Raw genomic sequence first — 17,411 nt, 5'->3', positions numbered from 1 at the left:
CCTAATTCTTTCGTAGTAGAACCTTGCGGATCTTATGATCGTGGGACTTCTTCAAAATAAGCTTAGCTCGCCCGCGCGTAGGCCGAATATTCTCCCGCAGATTGGGTTCGTTGATAGACCGCCAGATACTCAGAGCCAACTCAATAGCGGCCTCCTCTGACAAGTCAGCGTAGCGCCTGAAATAAGAATGAGGTTTGGTAAAAGCTGAACGCTGAAGCTCTAAGAATCGCTGCACATACCACTGCTCAATATCCTGGGTGGAAGCATCAACATAAATAGAGAAATCAAAAAAATCTGCCAGGCTCAAAGCTGAACTTTTTTCGCTTTCTAATTTAGCCGGAGCAAGCACATTCAGCCCCTCTACGATAAGAACATCGGGGCTCGTCACCTCAATGCGCTCCCCTTCCACAATGTCGTAGTAAAGGTGGGAATACTTGGGGGCAGTGACCAGAGGAGCCCCCGATTTTACTTCGGAGACAAAGCGCAAGAGGGCCCGGCGGTCATAAGACTCCGGAAAACCCTTACGCCCCATTAACCCACGACGTTCTAGCTCAGCATTAGGATAAAGAAAGCCATCGGTGGTGACCAGCTGGACGTTGGGGGTCGAGGGCCAGCGCCGGAGCAGCTCTTGTAGCACGCGGGCAGTAGTAGACTTACCTACCGCCACCGAGCCAGCTACACCAATAATAAAGGGGACTTTTTGCCCCTGTAGACCTAAAAAGTCGTTGGTCGTACGTGTAGCACTCGTAGTTGCATTGACATACAGATTGAGCAAGCGAGAAATGGGTAGATAGACTTGGGCCACCTCATCCAAATCGATGGTTTCACCCAGCCCACGAAGCTGTTGCAACTCGTCCTCTGTGAGTGGAACCGAAATTTCGGCAGCAAGTCGTGACCAGGTGCCCCGGTCTAGCTCCGTAAAGGGAGAATATTTAGAAGAAAGCGCAGGGATGCTCATTTACATCAGTGTAGAGGCCAAAAGAGAACAGGCCTAATCTGAGAAATTTCTCAAAAGGGAGCTCGACACTGTGGCGCGCGTATCAGCGGGGGAAGAATAATAAAAGGGTAGGATAAAAGCATGTGTGGAATCGTAGGATACGTAAGTCTCGGCACTGCCGCAGACGGTAAGACATTTGACCATACCGCATACGATGTGGTTCTTGAGGGTCTGCGCCGCCAGGAATACCGCGGCTATGACTCAGCCGGAGTCGCTGTCATTGGCGATGAAGGCATTGAATTCCGTAAGAAGTCAGGCAAGCTTGTTAATCTCGAAGCAGAAGTGGAAGCTAACCCCCTCCCTGACTCACCCATCGGCATCGGTCACACCCGCTGGGCTACCCACGGTGGCCCCACCGACAATAACGCTCACCCCCACGTTGTCGACAACGGACGCCTGGCAGTTGTACACAACGGTATTATCGAAAACTTCGCTGAACTGCGTGCAGAACTCGTCGAAGAAGGCTGCGAATTCAAGTCCCAGACCGACACCGAAATCGCCGCAAACCTGATTGCCTCCATCTACAACAAGCTGGAGAACAAAGATCTCACCGAAGCTATCCGTCAGGCATCAAACCGCCTAGAAGGTGCCTTCACCATTCTTGCTATTCACGTCGATCACCCCGACCGTGTTGTTGCAACCCGTCGTAACTCACCCCTGGTCATTGGTCTGGGTGAGAACGAAAACTTCCTAGGCTCTGACGTTTCAGGCTTCATCGACTATACCAAAAAGGCAGTCGAAATGGGCCAGGATCAGATCGTTACCATCACCGGTAGCGACTACTCCATTATCGACTTCGAAGGTTTCCCCGCCAACGGCAAAGAATTCACTATCGAGTGGGATGCCGCTGCTGTTGAAAAAGGCGGTTTTGACTCCTTCATGGAAAAGGAAATCCACGAGCAGCCTGCTGCTGTGCGCGACACCCTACTGGGCCGTCTAGATGAGAATGGCAACCTCACTCTTGATGAACTGAAAATTGACGATACTATCTTGCGTTCTGTCAACAAGATTATCGTCGTCGCTTGTGGTACCGCAGCCTACGCAGGCCAGGTAGCCCGCTACGCTATCGAGCACTGGTGCCGCATTCCCACCGAGGTCGAACTTGCCCACGAGTTCCGCTACCGCGACCCCATCGTAGACGAAAAGACCTTGGTCGTTGCCCTTTCACAGTCTGGCGAAACCATGGACACCCTCATGGCAGTACGCCACGCCCAGGAACAGGGCGCCAAGGTCGTTTCTATCTGCAACACCAACGGCTCCACCCTGCCCCGTGAATCTGATGCAGCTCTCTACACCCACGCGGGCCCTGAGATCGCTGTTGCCTCCACCAAGGCCTTCCTCTCACAGATCGCTGCTGCTTACCTGCTCGGCCTCTACCTGGCCCAGCTACGCGGCAACATGTACAAGGACGAAATTCGTATCATCCTTGAAGAACTGCAGAAGATGCCCGAGAAGATTCAGGCTGTTATCGACAATGAGCAGCAGGTCAAGGACCTAGGCACCTCTATGAAGGATGCCAAGTCCGTCCTCTTCCTGGGCCGCCACGTTGGCTTCCCCGTTGCAATGGAAGGCGCCCTGAAGCTGAAGGAAATCGCCTACCTGCACGCTGAAGGCTTCGCAGCAGGCGAGCTCAAGCACGGCCCCATCGCCCTGGTGGAAGAAGGCCAGCCCATCTTTGTCATCGTCCCCTCACCCAACGGCCGTGACTCCCTGCACTCCAAGGTTGTCTCCAACATCCAGGAAGTCCGCGCTCGCGGCGCAGTGACCATCGTTATTGCAGAAGAAGGCGATACCGCAGTTGAGGAACACGCCGACCACATTATCCGCATTCCTGCCTCACCCAGCCTGCTCCAGCCCCTGCTCTCCACCGTGCCTCTGCAAATCTTTGCATGCTCAGTGGCTCACGCTAAGGGCTACGACGTAGACCAGCCCCGTAACCTGGCCAAGTCAGTAACCGTCGAATAAAGCCTCTGTGCGCATGAGCGATAAGGACCCCGTACCTGGTAAGGTGCGGGGTCCTTTTTCACGGTAAGAAGCCGGGGCGTAGAATGAGCAGAAGAAGCATACCCCTGGCAAGAGTGAGGATAAGAGCTCATGATTATTGGTACCGGTACGGACGTAGTCAATATTGAGCGCTTTGCTGAGCTCTTGGCACGTACCCCCGCCTTAGAGAATCGGCTCTTTGCCCCGGGGGAGCGGGGCTTACCCGTCCGCTCCCTAGCTGCCCGGTTTGCTGCCAAGGAGGCTGTAGCTAAGGCGCTGCGGGCTCCTGCTGGGCTATCCTGGCAGGACTGCTGGGTAGAAAAAGAGGCGGACGGGGCTCCCTACCTAGTCATGCAGGGGACGGTAGCTGCCAGGGCTACTGCACTGGGAATCAACCGGTGGCACCTGACCATGAGCCACGATGAGCCTGTAGCTACTGCAACCGTAGTAGCAGAACACCTGAACGAGGAAGACTTGCGCACCCTAAGGCACCTGGACCCGGATAGGCGAGGGGTTCCTATCGGCCAAGCTACAAGAGAAGGCGATGAGAGTGGCTAAAGTAGAAGAACTAAAGCAGAGGGACATCGAAAAATATGTTACGTCTCCTCAAGCAACATCCCATAAATATACCCGCGGGGTACTGGGCCTACTCACCGGCAGCGATACCTACCCGGGCGCTGCCCTGATGTCTGCTCGGGCGGCTGTTAACACCGGGGTAGGTATGTTGCGCTTTGCAGGTACCTCTTCCCTCAATTTCCAGGTTCAACTCACCGTGCCCGAGGCCGTGTGTAGCCTGGATGAACCAGAAAACCTGCACGTCGATGCCTGGGCCCTTGGCTCTGGTCTAGCTGGTGATGCCCGTGAAGCTGAAGCCCTAGCCGTCCTTTCCACTGGCTTACCTGCCGTCATTGATGCAGCAGCGGTAGCCCTGGCCTGCCGGCTAGTGGCTGATGGGCTCAAACTGCAGGCCCATCATATTCTCACTCCCCACGCCGGGGAACTCGTGGATGCCCTCACCTGGCTCCTAGCCCTAACCCCACACCTACTGCAAGAACAGGGCACAGCGCTACTAGACCCGCCTACCCGCCAGCAGGTAGAAACCCACCCACACCGCTTTGCGAATCTACTGGCCCAGGCCACTGGGGCGACCGTCCTGCTCAAGGGCGGCACCACTACTCTAGCTGCACCCAGCGGTGAGCTTTTCCAGGTAAGTAGTCAGAACCATTGGCTAGCTACAGCGGGAAGCGGAGATACCCTCACCGGTATTCTTGGAGCCCTTCTAGCCCGCTACCAGGCTGAAGATCCTAACCCCGGGGCTCTTACCGGAGACTATGCCAGGTTGGCGGGTGCTGCCGTGCATATTCACCAACTGGCAGCAGGCCTAGTGCACGGGCCTGAAAGTTCTGGCCCCACCCCACCTACTTTTGTCTGCCAGCACCTTCCCCAAGCGGTTGCTACTTTCCTCCAACAAAAAGGGCTCTAGGGTAAAACCTCAAACAAAGGCCGGTTACCACACGGGTAACCGGCCTTCTGCCAACCAGCCTTAGTAGGCGCCGTCCTTAGCAAAAACTGCGCGAACAGTACGGAAAAGAATGACAATATCACTCATGACCGACCAGTTCTCCACATAGTAGAGATCAAGGCGGATAGACTCTTCCCAGGAGAGGTTAGAGCGGCCAGAAACCTGCCACAGGCCAGTAATGCCGGGCTTGACCAGTAGACGGCGGTAGGCGTCCTCTTCGTACTGCTCAACCTCAGAAGGAAGCGGCGGTCGCGGCCCCACCAAGGACATATCGCCCACAAGAACGTTCCACAGCTGAGGAAGCTCGTCAATGGAAAACTTGCGGATGAACTTACCGATGGGGGTGATACGCGGATCATCTGCCATCTTGAAGAGCACCCCGTTACCCTCGTTCTGGTCCATGAGCTCTTTCTTGAGCTCTTCGGCATTAGTCACCATGGAACGGAACTTAATCATGTGGAAGGGGGTGCCACGGTAGCCGACGCGTTCTTGCAGGAAGAAGATAGGCCCGCCGTCCTTCTTCACGAGCAGAGCCACCGGAATTAGCAGGGGAGCCAGGAAAAGCAGGCCAAGCCCAGAAGCTACGATATCGATAGCTCGCTTGATCAGGGCCTTAATGCCTTCGATGCGGGGAGTATGAACGTGAATTAGGGGCACGCCATTGAGCGGCTGAGTATGGATGCGGGGGCCTGCGATATCGGTCATGGCAGGAGCCATAATGAGGGCCACATGGGCAGCAGCTAGCGCCCAGCCCAGGCGGCGCAGCTCTGCGGGGTTCAGCCCGTGACCGGTTGATACAGCCACTGCATGAATATTGTTCTCACGAACCACATCAAGGACGTCGGCGGCTTCGGGGGAGTAACCCAGGGTGGGAATAGCCCCCTTAGCTAGCTGGGTTCCAGGACGAGAGCGGGGCAGATAAGCTGCCACAGGGGAGAGGCCTGAAGTGCGGGCCCCCTGGAGGGTCTTGTGGAGGTGCTCGCCTGAGGCTGAATCGCCGATAATCATGACGCGTGACAGGGCCCGACCTTTATTGCGCCAGTGAACCAGCCACCGGCGCACGGCCCAACGGGCGCAGAGTAGCAGAACGATACCGACTGGGTAGGCCACAACAACATAGGTGCGGGCAAAATCGATTTTGGTGAGGTAGGAGAAAATCGCAATGACCGCGAAGAAATAGGTAGTTGATTTTGTGACGAGCCGGTATTCATCGACTCCGTGGCCCAGATAACGAATGTTGCGGGTATTGGCAATGGAAAGCACCACAAACCAAATGAGGCCAAAGGCTACACCGGTGGCGATATAACCCAGGGGCAGAGACGTGCGTGATACGACTTCGGTATTTTCAAAACCGAAGCTAATAAGATGAGCCACCGTGATAGCAAGCGCAAGAGCAAGAGCGTCCGCTATGTAAAGAGCAGCCTTAATCTTAGGGTGCCAGGTGCGGCGGTTGCGTGTTTCTGCCCACCGTTCCTCGATGTACTGTTCGTTCACTGGTGTGTATTCCCCTAAAGCTGGTGCCTGCGCCGGGTGCGAGAATGGTATGGGCAGACCTGTACGTTAGGTTTTTAATACTACAGGGACGGGTGATTTATCGGCAGATGCATCAGCTGAAATATGTTTCACATTTTTGAATACAATAGCCTATCGCACCTTGTCAGAGGAATATTAGCGGGTGAGTTTAGCTTCGTGCAGGATGAAGTCGATGACCGGTTCATAGAGGTGAGGGGTGACGTTATCATCCATGGGCACCGCAACAAGAATCTGCCCCTGCTCGGCCGAGACGAAAAGCCCGGGATCGTTACAATCTGCGATACCGATTGTGGGAATTCCTGCGGACGCCGCGTACCCGGCTAACCCGTGATCGGCGATGACCAAGTCGGGGGTAATTCCCCGTTCTGTGAGCTGGCCCAAGGCTAGCTGCATGGGGCCGGGGAAATGTGTGTGCTGCAGATTGCCGTACTGCTCAAACATGATCACGTCAAAGATTTGGCGGATATCACCGTCGAGAAAACGGTCGCCCTCATCAATGGTCAGGACGGTCGCCCCCTGGGCTTTAGCGGCTGCAGCAAGTCTGGCGTAGATAGGGAAGAGACCAGCAGGGTGGCCGGTGGCAAAGAGCATGCTCTTGCCTGCCCGAACAGCTTCACCGAAGATGCGGGCGTACTCAGTAAGCCCGTCAATGCACAAATCTGCGCTGATGGTGTCTTGGCCTTCCCTGTGGTTGGGGTCAGCACTGGTGCCGACCCTGCGGGCCATGAGCTCAAAAATATCCTCAACGGTCCAGTCCCTGGTCCATTTAACGCCGAACTCTATGTGCTCATTGCCGTCAATAAATCCCTGCATATGGGCCAGGTTGTTCTCACGGGCGGTTGCTACCTTCCCGGTGATGCGTGAAGCATCAAGGTAAGCGGCAAATGCTTGGCGGGTCATAGAAAAAGACATGGGTTCCTTCCTAGGGACGGGTGAGAGTCTGATAAAGCTGGGTGAGAGCCTGGGCCGTGGACTGCCAGGTGAACCTGCGGGCGCGGTGGGTAGCAGCATCCCCCAGGGCGCGGCGCAGCTGAGGATCCCTGACAAGCTGCTCGATGGCGTCCGCCCACGCAGGCGGGGTGCGTTCTGCTACCAGCAGCCCGGTCAGACCATCTGCAACAGCCTCCTTAAGGCCATCGACTTTACTGGCCAGAACCGGCGCCCCGCAGGCTGATGCTTCCAAGGCTACAAGCCCGAAAGTCTCAGAAGAGGAAGGGCAGGCTACGATATCGGCCCGGCAGAAGGCCCGGGCAAGGTCCGGTGCAGCTAGAGCCGGTAAAAAGCGGACGCGACCAGCCAACCCCAGCTCTTCTACCCGGTCAGCAAGATTCTGCTCATAGCCTGTCCCGGAGCTACCAATAATATCGAGGGTAACCTCCAAGCCCTGCGGCAGCAGACCGAGCGCCTCCACCAACAGATGAGGGCCCTTAAGAGGCTGGGGGCGGCCAGCAAATACTAGATGGGCAGCACCGCTCTGACCCTCATGAGCTGGGTGGACGCCCTCATCCCGAGAAAAAATGGATACATCAACGCCCGGGGCTACCGTCACAAGCTGAGTATTACGCGCCCCATAAAAACACTGCATCTGCTCAGCCTCATAGCCAGTATTCACCACCAAGGCAGCGGCCCTAGCCACCAGGGTCTCTTCACCACGCAAACGCAGCTCAGGTTCGGGGCGCTCGCCCGCACCCAGCCGGGCATTCTTGCCAGCAGCGGTAGTGTGCATAGTATGAACCAGCGGAACCTGCGGGTACGCGGCAAGAGCTGCCAAACCTGAAAGCCAGTAATGACTATGCACCAGCTGAGGCATACGGGAAGCCGCCTGCTGAACAGCTACAGCAAAGCCCGGCACCAAGGCCGGCAAATCTTCCTTGCCGGCCCCCTCAGCCTCAGGCAGATAAAGCGCGGTGACCGTAGCTCGCTCATGGTAGCGCACCTGCCCAGCCTGCTGGGAAGAGGTGGCCAACGTAAAAACCTCCACCGTCAGCTGAGGGTTGACTTCAAGTAAGGCAGCTAGAGAACGCTCAATATAGACGTTCATCCCGCCAGCATCCCCAGAGCCCGGCTGAGCCAGGGGGGAAGTATGCATGGAAAAGATATGCAGGTGCAGCGGAAAAGAAAAAGTCACATCTCTACTCTACCTGCCCCACCAAGCCTATACCCGGCAGAAACGAAGGCAGAGCCGCTGCCAGCAAACTCAACTAAGCTAGAGGGAAAGCCCCTACGCCCAAGGAAGACACTGTGCCTATCGACAGCCTCTACCGCGCCTACGGCTTCGTGCCGCTTGACGCCCCCACAGATGCAGAACGCCTTGCGGTCATCGACCTAGACGCCGTCGAACACAACGTCCGGCACATCAAAGCACTGATCGGTCAGCGGGCCCTTATCGCAGTCGTCAAAGCGGACGCCTACGGGCACGGCAGCGTAGATATAGCCCGCTCCGCCTTAGCTGCCGGTGCCGACTACCTGGGAGTCGTCCACACAACAGAAGCTCGCACCCTGCGAGCCCACGGCATCACAGCCCCCATCATCGCCTGGCTCCACACCCCCCGAACCAACTTCGCCCAAGCCCTCGCCGACCGCCTTGAACTAGGGTTCTCCAGCATGTGGGAACTAGAAGCCATAGCAACAGCCCACCGCGCCAGCTCACAAGAAGAGCCAGTTAAGCTCCACCTAAAAGTTGATACCGGACTCGGCCGCAACGGGGTCACCATGAGCGAACTGCCGGCACTGGCCGCCCACGCCCGTCAGCTGGAAAAAACCGGAACAGTAGAGGTAGTAGGGGTTTTCTCCCACCTAGCAGTAGCCGACGAACCTGAACGTACTGAGACAACCCAACAAGCCCAAACCTTTAACCAGGCCCTAGAAATCCTGCACACCGCCGGGCTACGCCCCACCCTGCGCCACCTCGCCAACACCCCCGCAACCCTCAGCGCCGCCACCCTCAGCACAGAAAATAGCCTGCTACAGGACGCCGTGCGCGTCGGGCTCGGCATCTATGGCCTCTCACCCCTACCCGGCACCACCCCCCAAGAGCTAGGCCTACGCCCCGCAATGCACCTACAAACCTTCATCGCCTCCGTCAAAGAAGTACCCGCCGGCCAAGGAGTCTCCTACGGCCTCAACTACACCACCGACCAACCCACCACCCTCGCCCTCATCCCCATCGGCTACGCAGACGGCATCCCCCGCATAGCCAGTGGCGGCCCCGTGCGCATCTACCCAGCCACCGGCCCCGCCACAACCTACCCAGTAGTCGGCAGAATCGCCATGGACCAGCTCGTCATAGACCTCGGCAAACCCGGCCTCGCCAACCCATCAGCCGGCCTCCTTGGAGCCCCCGCCGTACTCTTTGGCACCGGGGACAACCCACCAGTCACCGACTGGGCAGAAGCCGCCGGAACCATCAACTACGAAATCGTCACCCGCATCTCCCCCCGCGTCACCCGCATCAGCATCGGCGGAACCTGGAAAGACCAAACCTAAGATCATGAAAACCCAACACATCCTCGACCTAGAAATCACCGGCCCCAACCACACCCGGGCCCTCGCCCTAGCCCTAGCACCCCTACTCCAGGCAGGCGACGTACTCATCCTCACCGGCGAACTAGGAGCCGGAAAAACAACCTTCACCCGCTCCCTGGGCGAAGGGCTAGGGGTACGCGAAGGCGTCATCTCACCAACCTTCGTGCTCTCCCGCGTCCACCCCAACCTAGCTGAAGGCCCCCGCCCAGGCGGGCCCGACCTCGTCCACGTAGATGCCTACCGCCTCGCCAGCGCCGAAGAACTCGACGACCTCGACCTGGAATACTCCCTCGACCGCTCCGTCACTGTCATCGAATGGGGGCGCAACAAAGCCGAACACCTCTCCACCTCCATCCTCGACCTAGAATTCACCCGCATCACAGGGGCAGACCTAGCCGAAACCGACCCCTACGCCCTCTACGCCCCCGGAAGCTGGGAAGAAGAGGACGAGGACGAAGACGCCCCTGAGCCCCGCCGCCTGCGCCTGATTGGAAGCGGGCCCCGCTGGGAAGGAGCCTGGGGTGAGTTAGTAGAGAGTCTGACGAGGGTAGGGGAAAGGTAGAGGAAAGGTGGGGGAGCATGAAGGGCTACGGAAGCACCCTTAAACGCCAGCCCCGAGCCAGCTTCCATAGCCTTTCATGCTCCTCCCTTACCAGCTAGCCCCGAGCCAGCTTCCATAGCCTTTCATGCTCCTCCCTTACCAGCCAGCCCCGAGCCAGCTTCCTCAAACCCCTATACCCTCTCAACACGCTAGACTGGGGGGGTGCTTATTCTTGCTCTTGATTCATCCGCTATTGCTTCTGTTGCGCTGGGCCGCCTTAACGGTGACCAGCTGACCTTGCTCGCCTCACGGGCAACCGAAGATACCCGCTCACACGCTGAGGTCATGGCCCCCTTCGTAACTGAGGTCCTGGCTGAAGCCGGTGTATCAGACCAAGACATCGACGCTCTTATCACAGGCACCGGCCCTGGCCCTTTTACTGGTCTACGCGCAGGCATCGTCACTGCCCGCACCCTAGCCTTCGCCTGGAACAAGCCCCTCTACGGGCTCATGAGCCTCACCGCCCTCGCCGAAAGCGCCCACACGGCCGCGCAGGCGTCCGGCCACACCCGTTTTCTGGTCGCCTCAGATGCCCGCCGCAAAGAAATATACTCAGCTGTCTACCAGCTCACTGAGAGCGGCTACCAGCTAGAGAGCGGCCCCACCGTAGGCCCTGCAAACGAGGCCCCCTCCTTACCCGCCTACGGCTTTGGAACCTCCCTCTACCCGCAGGCCCTAGATGTTCAGCCCAGCTTTGAACATACCCAGCCGGACGCCGCCGCCCTGCTAGCTGCCGCCACCCGCCTAGGCCTCACCCAGCTCAGCACCGACACCAGCGCCCTCTACCTACGAGAATCAGACGCTAAAGTACCAGCAGCTCGCAAGAAAGCCAGCGCCTAATGCTCCTCACAGACCTACCACAGGCCCTAGCCCAGGGAGCTAACGCACGGGAAATGACCCTGCACGATCTGCCAGCCGTCCACACCCTAGAACTAAAGCTCTTCCCCGCTGATGCCTGGCCCCTAGACATGTTCCTAGCTGAAATCACCCACGAAACACGGGGCTACATCGTCCTAGAAACACCCACAGCTACCGGCACAGAAATCATCGGCTACGCCGGGCTGATGAGCATAGCTGAGACAGCCGATGTGCAAACCATCGCAGTGGACCCCGCCTACCAAGGGCACGGCTACGGGCAGGCCATGCTCAACTTTCTCGCCCAAGAAGCAAAAGCCCGAGGAGCAGACCAGATACTCCTCGAAGTGCGAGCAGATAACCCCCGCGCCCAGGACCTCTACCTGAAGAACAGCTACCAGCAGATTCACCTGCGCCGCCACTACTACAATGACGGGGTAGACGCCCTCATCATGCGCCGTGACCTCACCGACCAGAACACCCTGCAAGGAGAAAGCAACAATGACAGCTAAAACCCAACCCCTGGTGCTGGGCATTGAATCCTCCTGCGACGAAACAGGCATCGGCATTGTGCGAGGCTCAACCCTGCTGACCAACACCGTCTCATCCTCCATGAACGACCACGTGCGCTTTGGCGGGGTCATCCCTGAAATCGCTTCGCGCGCCCACCTAGAGGCCATGATCCCAGCCTTACAAGCAGCCCTCGATGAAGCCCAGGTCAGTCTAGAAGAAATTGATGCTATCGCCGTCACCGCAGGGCCCGGCCTGGCCGGTGCCCTCATGGTAGGAGTCTCTGCCGCTAAAGCCCTAGCTACAGCCACCGGCAAACCCCTCTACGGCATCAACCACCTGGTTGCCCACGTGGGGGTGGGCCTACTTGAGAACTGCGGCATCGAGGGGCACACCGCTGACTTTCTAGATGGCCTACCCAGCGAAGGCATTGGCGCCCTCCTCGTTTCTGGCGGGCACACCGAGATCCTAGCTGTCCGTGACATTACCGGGGACGTCGAACTCCTCGGTGCCACCCTAGATGACGCCGCGGGCGAAGCCTACGATAAAGTAGCCCGCCTACTGGGCCTGCCCTACCCAGGCGGCCCTGTCATTGACCGGGTCGCTGCGGACGGCGACGAGGCAGCTTTTGCCTTCCCCCGGGGCCTATCCACCCGCAAGTTCATGGGCACAGCCCAAGAACCTGGCCCCCACCGCTACGACTTCTCCTTCTCCGGCCTAAAAACCGCTGTAGCCCGCGTCGTAGAGGGCTTTGAAGCCCGCGGCGAAGAGGTGCCCCTAGCTGATATTGCTGCCTCCTTCCAAGAGGCCGTGGTAGACGTCATCACCAAAAAAGCCATGCTGGCCTGCACCGAAGGCGGCATCACCACCCTACTTCTGGGCGGGGGAGTGGCTGCCAACTCCCGCCTGCGGGAGCTCACCGCTCAACGGTGTGCCGAGCACGGTATCAAGCTGGTCATTCCTCAGCTAAGCCTGTGCACCGACAACGGGGCTATGGTAGCTGCCCTGGGCGCTCGCCTGGTTGCTGAGGGGCGCGAACCGTCGGGGATTGGTTTTACGGCGGATTCCTCTTTGCCGGTGACCACAATTTCCCTCTAAGGGAGCAGCCGCTCTCTCAAGGCTTATAGCCCCTCGATTGCTTGGGTGGTCAGGTCGTCCACCACAGCCTGCAGGTTCCCGCCGTTTTCGGTGGCGATGCGACGCTGACGCTGGTAGCCGGCCCCCGTGAGGCAGATGCGCTCCACCTCAGCCAGTTCAGCAGAGCAGCCGAGGTCAGCGGCGATGCTTTCGAGCTTATTGAGAAGCCCCAGGGTATCTTCAGTCACGAGACGCTCGGTGTTCTGGTTATCAAGAATGACGGTAGCTTCAGCGCCGTAGCGGGCTGCCCGCCATTTATTTTCTTGTACATGCCAGGGTTTGAGCGGGTCAATGCTTTTGCCTGCATCGAGTTGGCGGGAGAACCATTCCACTAGGCATTGGGTGAAGGCGGTGAGCGCTGTGATATCGCGAATTGAGGCCAGCCCGTCGTAGGCCCGCATTTCAACGGTGCCGTATTTGGGTACGGGGCGCACGTCCCAGCGGTTTTCGCTGGGGTCATCAATCACACCGGTCATGACCAGGTCGTTGAGGTAGTCTTCGTAGTCTTCCCACCTCTCAAAGGTAAAGGGCAGGCCAGAGGTGGGTAGCTGCTGGAAAATCTGGGCCCGTTGGGAGGCGAAACCGGTATCTTCACCCTCCCAGAAGGGGGAGGAGGCTGAGAGGGCCAGTAGGTGGGGGTAGAAGTTGGTCAGTCCGTTGAGGACGGGCAGGGCCTTAGCCCGGGAGTTAACTCCGGTGTGTACATGCACCCCGTAAATAATTTGGCGGCGGCCCCAGTATTGGGAGCGGTCTAGCACTCGCAGGTAGCGGTCTTTGTCAACGACTTTTTGGTCGAGGGCCCGTGAGAAGGGGTGGGTGCCTGCTGAGAAGAAGGCGAGGCCTAGCTGGTCTGTGACGTTTTTGAGGACGCTAGTGGTTTGGGTGAGCTGTTCAGCGGCTTGGGCTGGGGTGCGGCAGATGCCGGTGACGATTTCTACGGTGTTGTTCAAGAACTCGCCGGTGATGTGAGCCCGGTTGGTGGCGGGTTCAAGAATATGGGGGTGCTGTTCTTTGAGGAGTGCTAGCACATGGTCTGCCTGTGAAGCTAGCTGGCGGGTGGTGGGTTCAACGAGGGCAACTTCCCACTCCACTCCAATGGTGGACTGGTCTGAGGGATGGAAAATCATACGCTGGCTCCAGGGTCTCGGTGCGGTGCTGGTTCCATCTTATGGGCAGGGGCTGAAGCAGAAGAATCTAGCTCACAGTATGACATTTTTGGTCAGGTGGGAGTTGTGCATCTGACCAGGTAGCTGACCGTCAGTTAGGCTGGTTCAGCCCAGATTGCTAGCCGCTGGGAGCTCGTTCCCTGCCCGAGGCGGGTCAGAATGAGGGTGGCTTCTTTACCCGCGCCCTTCTTCTTTTTTACCCCGGCAAGGAGTGTGGCCCGTAGCTTTTCAGGGAGCACATCGACGCCCCGTTTTTTAACGGTCAGGGCGGTGATGCCTTCTTCTTTGACCCAGCGGCGGAGCTTCTTGTCGTTCAAGGGCAAGGTACCCAGGACGCGGTAGGCGCGGCCTAGCGGGCTATCAGCGGGGGAATCGGCGGTTAGGTAGGCGATGTTCTCATCGAGCAGGGTTGCCCCAATCGTCCGCGCATAATCTGCTACCAGGTGGGAACGTACCACCGCGCCGTCTGGCTCAATCAGGTAGGTGCCCAGTTCTGTTACTTCAAGAGGCTCTTCAGGGGTGGACGCTGGTGCCGGTGAGGTAAGTTCACCCAGTACCTGCCGGGTGGCGGCGTCCGCACCCAGTACCGTAGCTGAGCGGGCTACGCCGGGTCGGGCTAAACCGTTGAACCAGAGCACTACTTCTACCACAGACCCACCGTGACTGACCCACTCGGCTTCTACCCCATCCGGTATAGCCTCATGGGGTAGGGCCGGACCCAGCTTGACCCCCATGGGGGTGCCTGTGGCCGCTAGCTTCTGCAAGAAGGAAAAGGGCGGGGAGAAGGCCTCTGGGTCAAAAATCCGTGAGGTGGTAGACCCGCTTTCGACCTCTCGGCGTGCCGGGTCTAACCAGAGAGCTGAGATAGGCTCCCCGGTGACGGTGGTGAGCTTTTCAAGCTTGACCTCTTCCACATTGCCCACCAGCACCTGGGCGGTGGGGTAGGGGGAGAGATTATGGGCGGCCAGGCTTGCTGTGATTGGGTCAAGTTCTAGGGATGTCACAGCTAAACCTGCCTGCGCAAAGGCTAGGGAATCTGCCCCTAGGCCGCAGCCTAAATCTGCTACTGAGGCAAGCCCAGCAGCGACAAACCGGGCGGCGTGGTGCTGGGCAACAGCTGCGCGGGTGGCCTGCTCATAGCCAGCCTCGGTGAAAAGCATGTGCCTAGCAGCCGGGCCGAATTTACTGGCTCCTAGGGTGCGTAGGCGGGCCTGGGTGAGCAGGGCAGAGGAATCTTCGGCGCTGATGCCCTGCGCCCTGAGCCTGCTGACCGCCTGGAGGGAGTCTGCGGGGTTATAGGGGGTGAGCTGGTCAAGAAGAGCTAAGTGGTCGGCTGAGAAGGGCTGGGCGCCGGCGCGGGGGAAAGAGGTCATGCACATAAGTTTAGGTGCAAGTTATAGGGCAGAGCAGGCAGGGTAGCGGGTGCGCTGTCTGCGAAACCGGCGCCCTATCTTGCCCACCAGGGGCCCAGAGGAATAAAGTTTTAGTTAGCACTTGACTGCTGATAGTGCTAAAACGGCACCCGGTAACACCGCGACGATACCGGGTAAAACCGACTTAGCACCCTGTAGTCACCCCATAAATTTTACGCTGAGACCCACTCAAAGGAGTACCTCACCATGGCTATCAAGCCCCTCGAAGACCGCATTGTCGTTCAGATCGTTGAAGCAGAGCAGACCACCGCATCTGGTCTGGTCATCCCCGATACCGCCAAGGAAAAGCCCCAGGAAGCTAAGGTCATCGCTGTTGGCCCCGGCCGCATCGACGACAAGGGCAACCGCATCCCCGTTGACGTAGCAGAAGGCGACGTCGTAATCTTCTCCAAGTACGGTGGCACCGAGGTTAAGTACGGCGGCGCCGAATACCTGATTCTCTCAGCCCGCGACGTACTGGCTGTCGTTTCCTAAGTTTTCGCTGTTTCTACCGAAGACAAGACGAAACACAAGAAAGAAGTAAGGATTCATGGCAAAGCAGCTTGAATTCAATGATGATGCGCGTAAGCACCTGCAGGCAGGCGTCGATAAGCTTGCTAACGCTGTCAAAGTAACCCTGGGCCCCCGCGGCCGCAACGTGGTACTTGATAAGCAGTGGGGCGCCCCCATCATTACCAACGACGGTGTATCAATCGCCCGCGAGATTGAACTGGAAAACCCCTACGAAAACCTGGGCGCCCAGCTGGCTAAAGAAGTAGCCACCAAAACCAACGATGTTGCTGGCGACGGCACCACCACCGCGACCGTCCTGGCCCAGGCTTTGGTCTCTGAGGGTCTGCGCAACGTCACCTCTGGCGCTGCCCCCGGCGAGGTCAAGCGCGGTATCGAAACCGCCACCAAGCTGGTTTCAGAGCGCCTGCTGGCTAACGCCCGCGAAGTCACTGGTGAAGAAGTTGCCCACGTGGCAGCTATCTCCGCCCAGTCACCCCAGATCGGTGAACTGCTCTCTGAAGCCTTTAGCAAGGTTGGCCAAGACGGTGTTATCACCATCGAAGATGGCTCGACGACTGAGATTGAGCTTGAAGTGACCGAGGGTATGCAGTTCGATAAGGGCTACCTCTCACCCTCCTTCGTCACCGACCCTGAACGAGCTGAGGCTGTTCTTGAGAACACCGCCATTTTGCTCTACCAGGGCAAAATTTCAACCGTGGCTGAGATTATGCCCGTCCTTGAGAAGATTGTTCAGGCCAAAAAGCCCCTGACCATCATCGCTGAGGACGTGGACGGTGAAGCCCTCTCCGCCCTGGTCATTAACAAGCTCCGCGGCAACCTGGACGTTGTGGCGCTGAAGGCACCCGGTTTTGGTGACCGCCGCAAGGCAATCTTCCAGGACCTGGCTATCCTCACCGGCGGTACCGTCATTACCGGCGAACTGGGTATCTCCTTGGACGCTGTGACCCTGGACCAGCTCGGTTCAGCCCGCCGTGTGACCGTCACCAAGAACAACACCACCATCGTCGATGGCAGTGGCAGCTCTGAGGCTGTAGCTGAACGCGTTGATCAGCTCCGCGCCGAAATTGAGCGCGTAGATTCCGAATGGGACCGCGAAAAGCTCAAGGAACGCCTAGCTAAGCTAGCTGGCGGTGTGGGCGTTATCAAGGTGGGTGCTGCAACCGAGGTTGAAGCCAAGGAACGTAAGCACCGTATTGAGGACGCTGTTTCCTCAACCCGCGCTGCCCTTGAAGAGGGCATCGTGGCAGGTGGCGGTACCGCCCTGGTGCACGCTCTTGCAGCCCTTGATGGTCTTGAACTTGACTCCCATGATGCCCAGGTTGGTGCGGACATCGTCCGCCGCGCCCTGGTGCAGCCCCTGCGCTGGATTGCTGAGAACGCGGGTCAGGACGGCTATGTGGTCACCTCCCGCGTAGCAGAGATGCCCATCGGTCACGGCTTCAACGCCGCAACCGGTGAATACGAAGATCTCATCGCCCGCGGTGTCATCGACCCGGTCAAGGTCACCCGCTCAGCCCTAGAAAATGCAACCTCCATCGCTGCCCTGGTGCTGACCACCGAAACCCTGGTCGTTGAAAAGCCTGAGGAGAAAGAAGAAGACGAAGCCAAGTAAGGCTTCTACACCCACCTCTTCACC

Annotated in this window: 16 protein-coding genes; 10 read left to right on the top strand and 6 right to left on the bottom strand. The window is 58.3% G+C overall.

Annotated features, from left to right (window positions below):
* Position 1 precedes the first annotated feature (1 nt).
* Complete coding sequence (coaA, locus tag ACEE09_RS00290) at positions 2–958, bottom strand: type I pantothenate kinase (protein ID WP_449081050.1); 957 nt, start codon at positions 956–958, stop codon at positions 2–4.
* A 120-nt stretch (positions 959–1,078) separates the two neighbouring features.
* Between coaA and glmS the strand changes: the two genes are divergently transcribed.
* From glmS to ACEE09_RS00275, 3 genes are all read left to right on the top strand, one after another.
* On the top strand, positions 1,079–2,962 hold the full coding sequence (glmS, locus tag ACEE09_RS00285) for a glutamine--fructose-6-phosphate transaminase (isomerizing) (protein WP_449081049.1): 1,884 nt from the start codon (positions 1,079–1,081) through the stop codon (positions 2,960–2,962).
* A gap of 129 nt (positions 2,963–3,091) precedes the next feature.
* On the top strand, positions 3,092–3,538 hold the full coding sequence (locus tag ACEE09_RS00280; protein ID WP_449081048.1) for a holo-ACP synthase: 447 nt from the start codon (positions 3,092–3,094) through the stop codon (positions 3,536–3,538).
* A complete protein-coding gene (locus tag ACEE09_RS00275; RefSeq protein ID WP_449081047.1) occupies positions 3,531–4,463 on the top strand; it encodes an ADP-dependent NAD(P)H-hydrate dehydratase in 933 nt (310 codons plus the stop codon). Before ACEE09_RS00280 ends, ACEE09_RS00275 begins: the two co-directional genes overlap by 8 nt.
* Before the next feature lie 60 nt (positions 4,464–4,523).
* On the opposite strand, the gene ACEE09_RS00270 is transcribed toward ACEE09_RS00275, so the two are convergent.
* The 3 genes from ACEE09_RS00270 to ACEE09_RS00260 all read right to left on the bottom strand — a co-directional run bounded on the left by ACEE09_RS00270 (position 4,524) and on the right by ACEE09_RS00260 (position 8,163).
* A complete protein-coding gene (locus tag ACEE09_RS00270; RefSeq protein WP_449081046.1) occupies positions 4,524–5,996 on the bottom strand; it encodes a sugar transferase in 1,473 nt (490 codons plus the stop codon).
* A 174-nt stretch (positions 5,997–6,170) separates the two neighbouring features.
* Positions 6,171–6,947 (bottom strand): phosphatase, encoded by a 777-nt coding sequence (locus ACEE09_RS00265; protein WP_449081045.1) that lies wholly within the window; start codon positions 6,945–6,947, stop codon positions 6,171–6,173.
* A gap of 10 nt (positions 6,948–6,957) precedes the next feature.
* Complete coding sequence (locus tag ACEE09_RS00260) at positions 6,958–8,163, bottom strand: glycosyltransferase (protein WP_449081044.1); 1,206 nt, start codon at positions 8,161–8,163, stop codon at positions 6,958–6,960.
* A 119-nt stretch (positions 8,164–8,282) separates the two neighbouring features.
* Between ACEE09_RS00260 and alr the strand changes: the two genes are divergently transcribed.
* The 5 genes from alr (at position 8,283) to tsaD (ending at position 12,624) form a co-directional block, all read left to right on the top strand.
* On the top strand, positions 8,283–9,521 hold the full coding sequence (alr, locus tag ACEE09_RS00255; RefSeq protein WP_449081332.1) for an alanine racemase: 1,239 nt from the start codon (positions 8,283–8,285) through the stop codon (positions 9,519–9,521).
* Positions 9,522–9,525: 4 nt separating this feature from the next.
* Complete coding sequence (gene tsaE, locus ACEE09_RS00250) at positions 9,526–10,122, top strand: tRNA (adenosine(37)-N6)-threonylcarbamoyltransferase complex ATPase subunit type 1 TsaE (protein ID WP_449081043.1); 597 nt, start codon at positions 9,526–9,528, stop codon at positions 10,120–10,122.
* Between the two features lie 201 nt (positions 10,123–10,323).
* Positions 10,324–11,001, top strand: coding sequence for a tRNA (adenosine(37)-N6)-threonylcarbamoyltransferase complex dimerization subunit type 1 TsaB (tsaB, locus tag ACEE09_RS00245; protein WP_449081042.1), 678 nt, complete (start codon positions 10,324–10,326; stop codon positions 10,999–11,001).
* A complete protein-coding gene (gene rimI / locus ACEE09_RS00240; RefSeq protein WP_449081041.1) occupies positions 11,001–11,528 on the top strand; it encodes a ribosomal protein S18-alanine N-acetyltransferase in 528 nt (175 codons plus the stop codon). The genes tsaB and rimI overlap by 1 nt, the downstream gene beginning before the upstream one ends.
* Positions 11,518–12,624 carry a tRNA (adenosine(37)-N6)-threonylcarbamoyltransferase complex transferase subunit TsaD gene (gene tsaD, locus ACEE09_RS00235; protein ID WP_449081040.1) on the top strand — a complete coding sequence of 369 codons (1,107 nt, stop codon included), beginning with the start codon at positions 11,518–11,520 and terminating at the stop codon, positions 12,622–12,624. The genes rimI and tsaD overlap by 11 nt, the downstream gene beginning before the upstream one ends.
* A 23-nt stretch (positions 12,625–12,647) precedes the next feature.
* Here the strand turns inward: tsaD and ACEE09_RS00230 are convergent, their stop codons facing one another.
* Both ACEE09_RS00230 and ACEE09_RS00225 read right to left on the bottom strand, forming a co-directional pair.
* Positions 12,648–13,790, bottom strand: coding sequence for a glutamate--cysteine ligase (locus tag ACEE09_RS00230; protein WP_449081039.1), 1,143 nt, complete (start codon positions 13,788–13,790; stop codon positions 12,648–12,650).
* A gap of 134 nt (positions 13,791–13,924) precedes the next feature.
* On the bottom strand, positions 13,925–15,202 hold the full coding sequence (locus ACEE09_RS00225) for a THUMP-like domain-containing protein (protein ID WP_449081038.1): 1,278 nt from the start codon (positions 15,200–15,202) through the stop codon (positions 13,925–13,927).
* A 246-nt stretch (positions 15,203–15,448) separates the two neighbouring features.
* Between ACEE09_RS00225 and groES the strand changes: the two genes are divergently transcribed.
* Both groES and groL read left to right on the top strand, forming a co-directional pair.
* Positions 15,449–15,736, top strand: coding sequence for a co-chaperone GroES (groES, locus tag ACEE09_RS00220; protein WP_135013045.1), 288 nt, complete (start codon positions 15,449–15,451; stop codon positions 15,734–15,736).
* Positions 15,737–15,791: 55 nt separating this feature from the next.
* Positions 15,792–17,387, top strand: a complete 1,596-nt coding sequence (groL, locus tag ACEE09_RS00215) for a chaperonin GroEL (RefSeq protein ID WP_449081037.1) — start codon at positions 15,792–15,794, stop codon at positions 17,385–17,387.
* Positions 17,388–17,411: the final 24 nt, after the last annotated feature.

The organism is Rothia sp. 88186D007BW (genome assembly GCF_053544215.1).
Note: the sequence above shows the minus strand (reverse complement) of the source record. Positions and strands in the feature narration are given on the sequence as shown.

Bases quoted from the DNA above. Each gene is read 5' to 3' on its own strand.
- groES (WP_135013045.1), top strand. From the start codon at position 15,449: ATGGCTATCAAGCCCCTCGAAGACCGCATTGTCGTTCAGATCGTTGAA.
- coaA (WP_449081050.1), bottom strand. From the start codon at position 958: ATGAGCATCCCTGCGCTTTCTTCTAAATATTCTCCCTTTACGGAGCTA.
- rimI (WP_449081041.1), top strand. From the start codon at position 11,001: ATGCTCCTCACAGACCTACCACAGGCCCTAGCCCAGGGAGCTAACGCA.
- tsaD (WP_449081040.1), top strand. From the start codon at position 11,518: ATGACAGCTAAAACCCAACCCCTGGTGCTGGGCATTGAATCCTCCTGC.
- ACEE09_RS00225 (WP_449081038.1), bottom strand. From the start codon at position 15,202: ATGACCTCTTTCCCCCGCGCCGGCGCCCAGCCCTTCTCAGCCGACCAC.
- tsaE (WP_449081043.1), top strand. From the start codon at position 9,526: ATGAAAACCCAACACATCCTCGACCTAGAAATCACCGGCCCCAACCAC.
- ACEE09_RS00230 (WP_449081039.1), bottom strand. From the start codon at position 13,790: ATGATTTTCCATCCCTCAGACCAGTCCACCATTGGAGTGGAGTGGGAA.
- glmS (WP_449081049.1), top strand. From the start codon at position 1,079: ATGTGTGGAATCGTAGGATACGTAAGTCTCGGCACTGCCGCAGACGGT.
- ACEE09_RS00280 (WP_449081048.1), top strand. From the start codon at position 3,092: ATGATTATTGGTACCGGTACGGACGTAGTCAATATTGAGCGCTTTGCT.
- groL (WP_449081037.1), top strand. From the start codon at position 15,792: ATGGCAAAGCAGCTTGAATTCAATGATGATGCGCGTAAGCACCTGCAG.
- ACEE09_RS00265 (WP_449081045.1), bottom strand. From the start codon at position 6,947: ATGTCTTTTTCTATGACCCGCCAAGCATTTGCCGCTTACCTTGATGCT.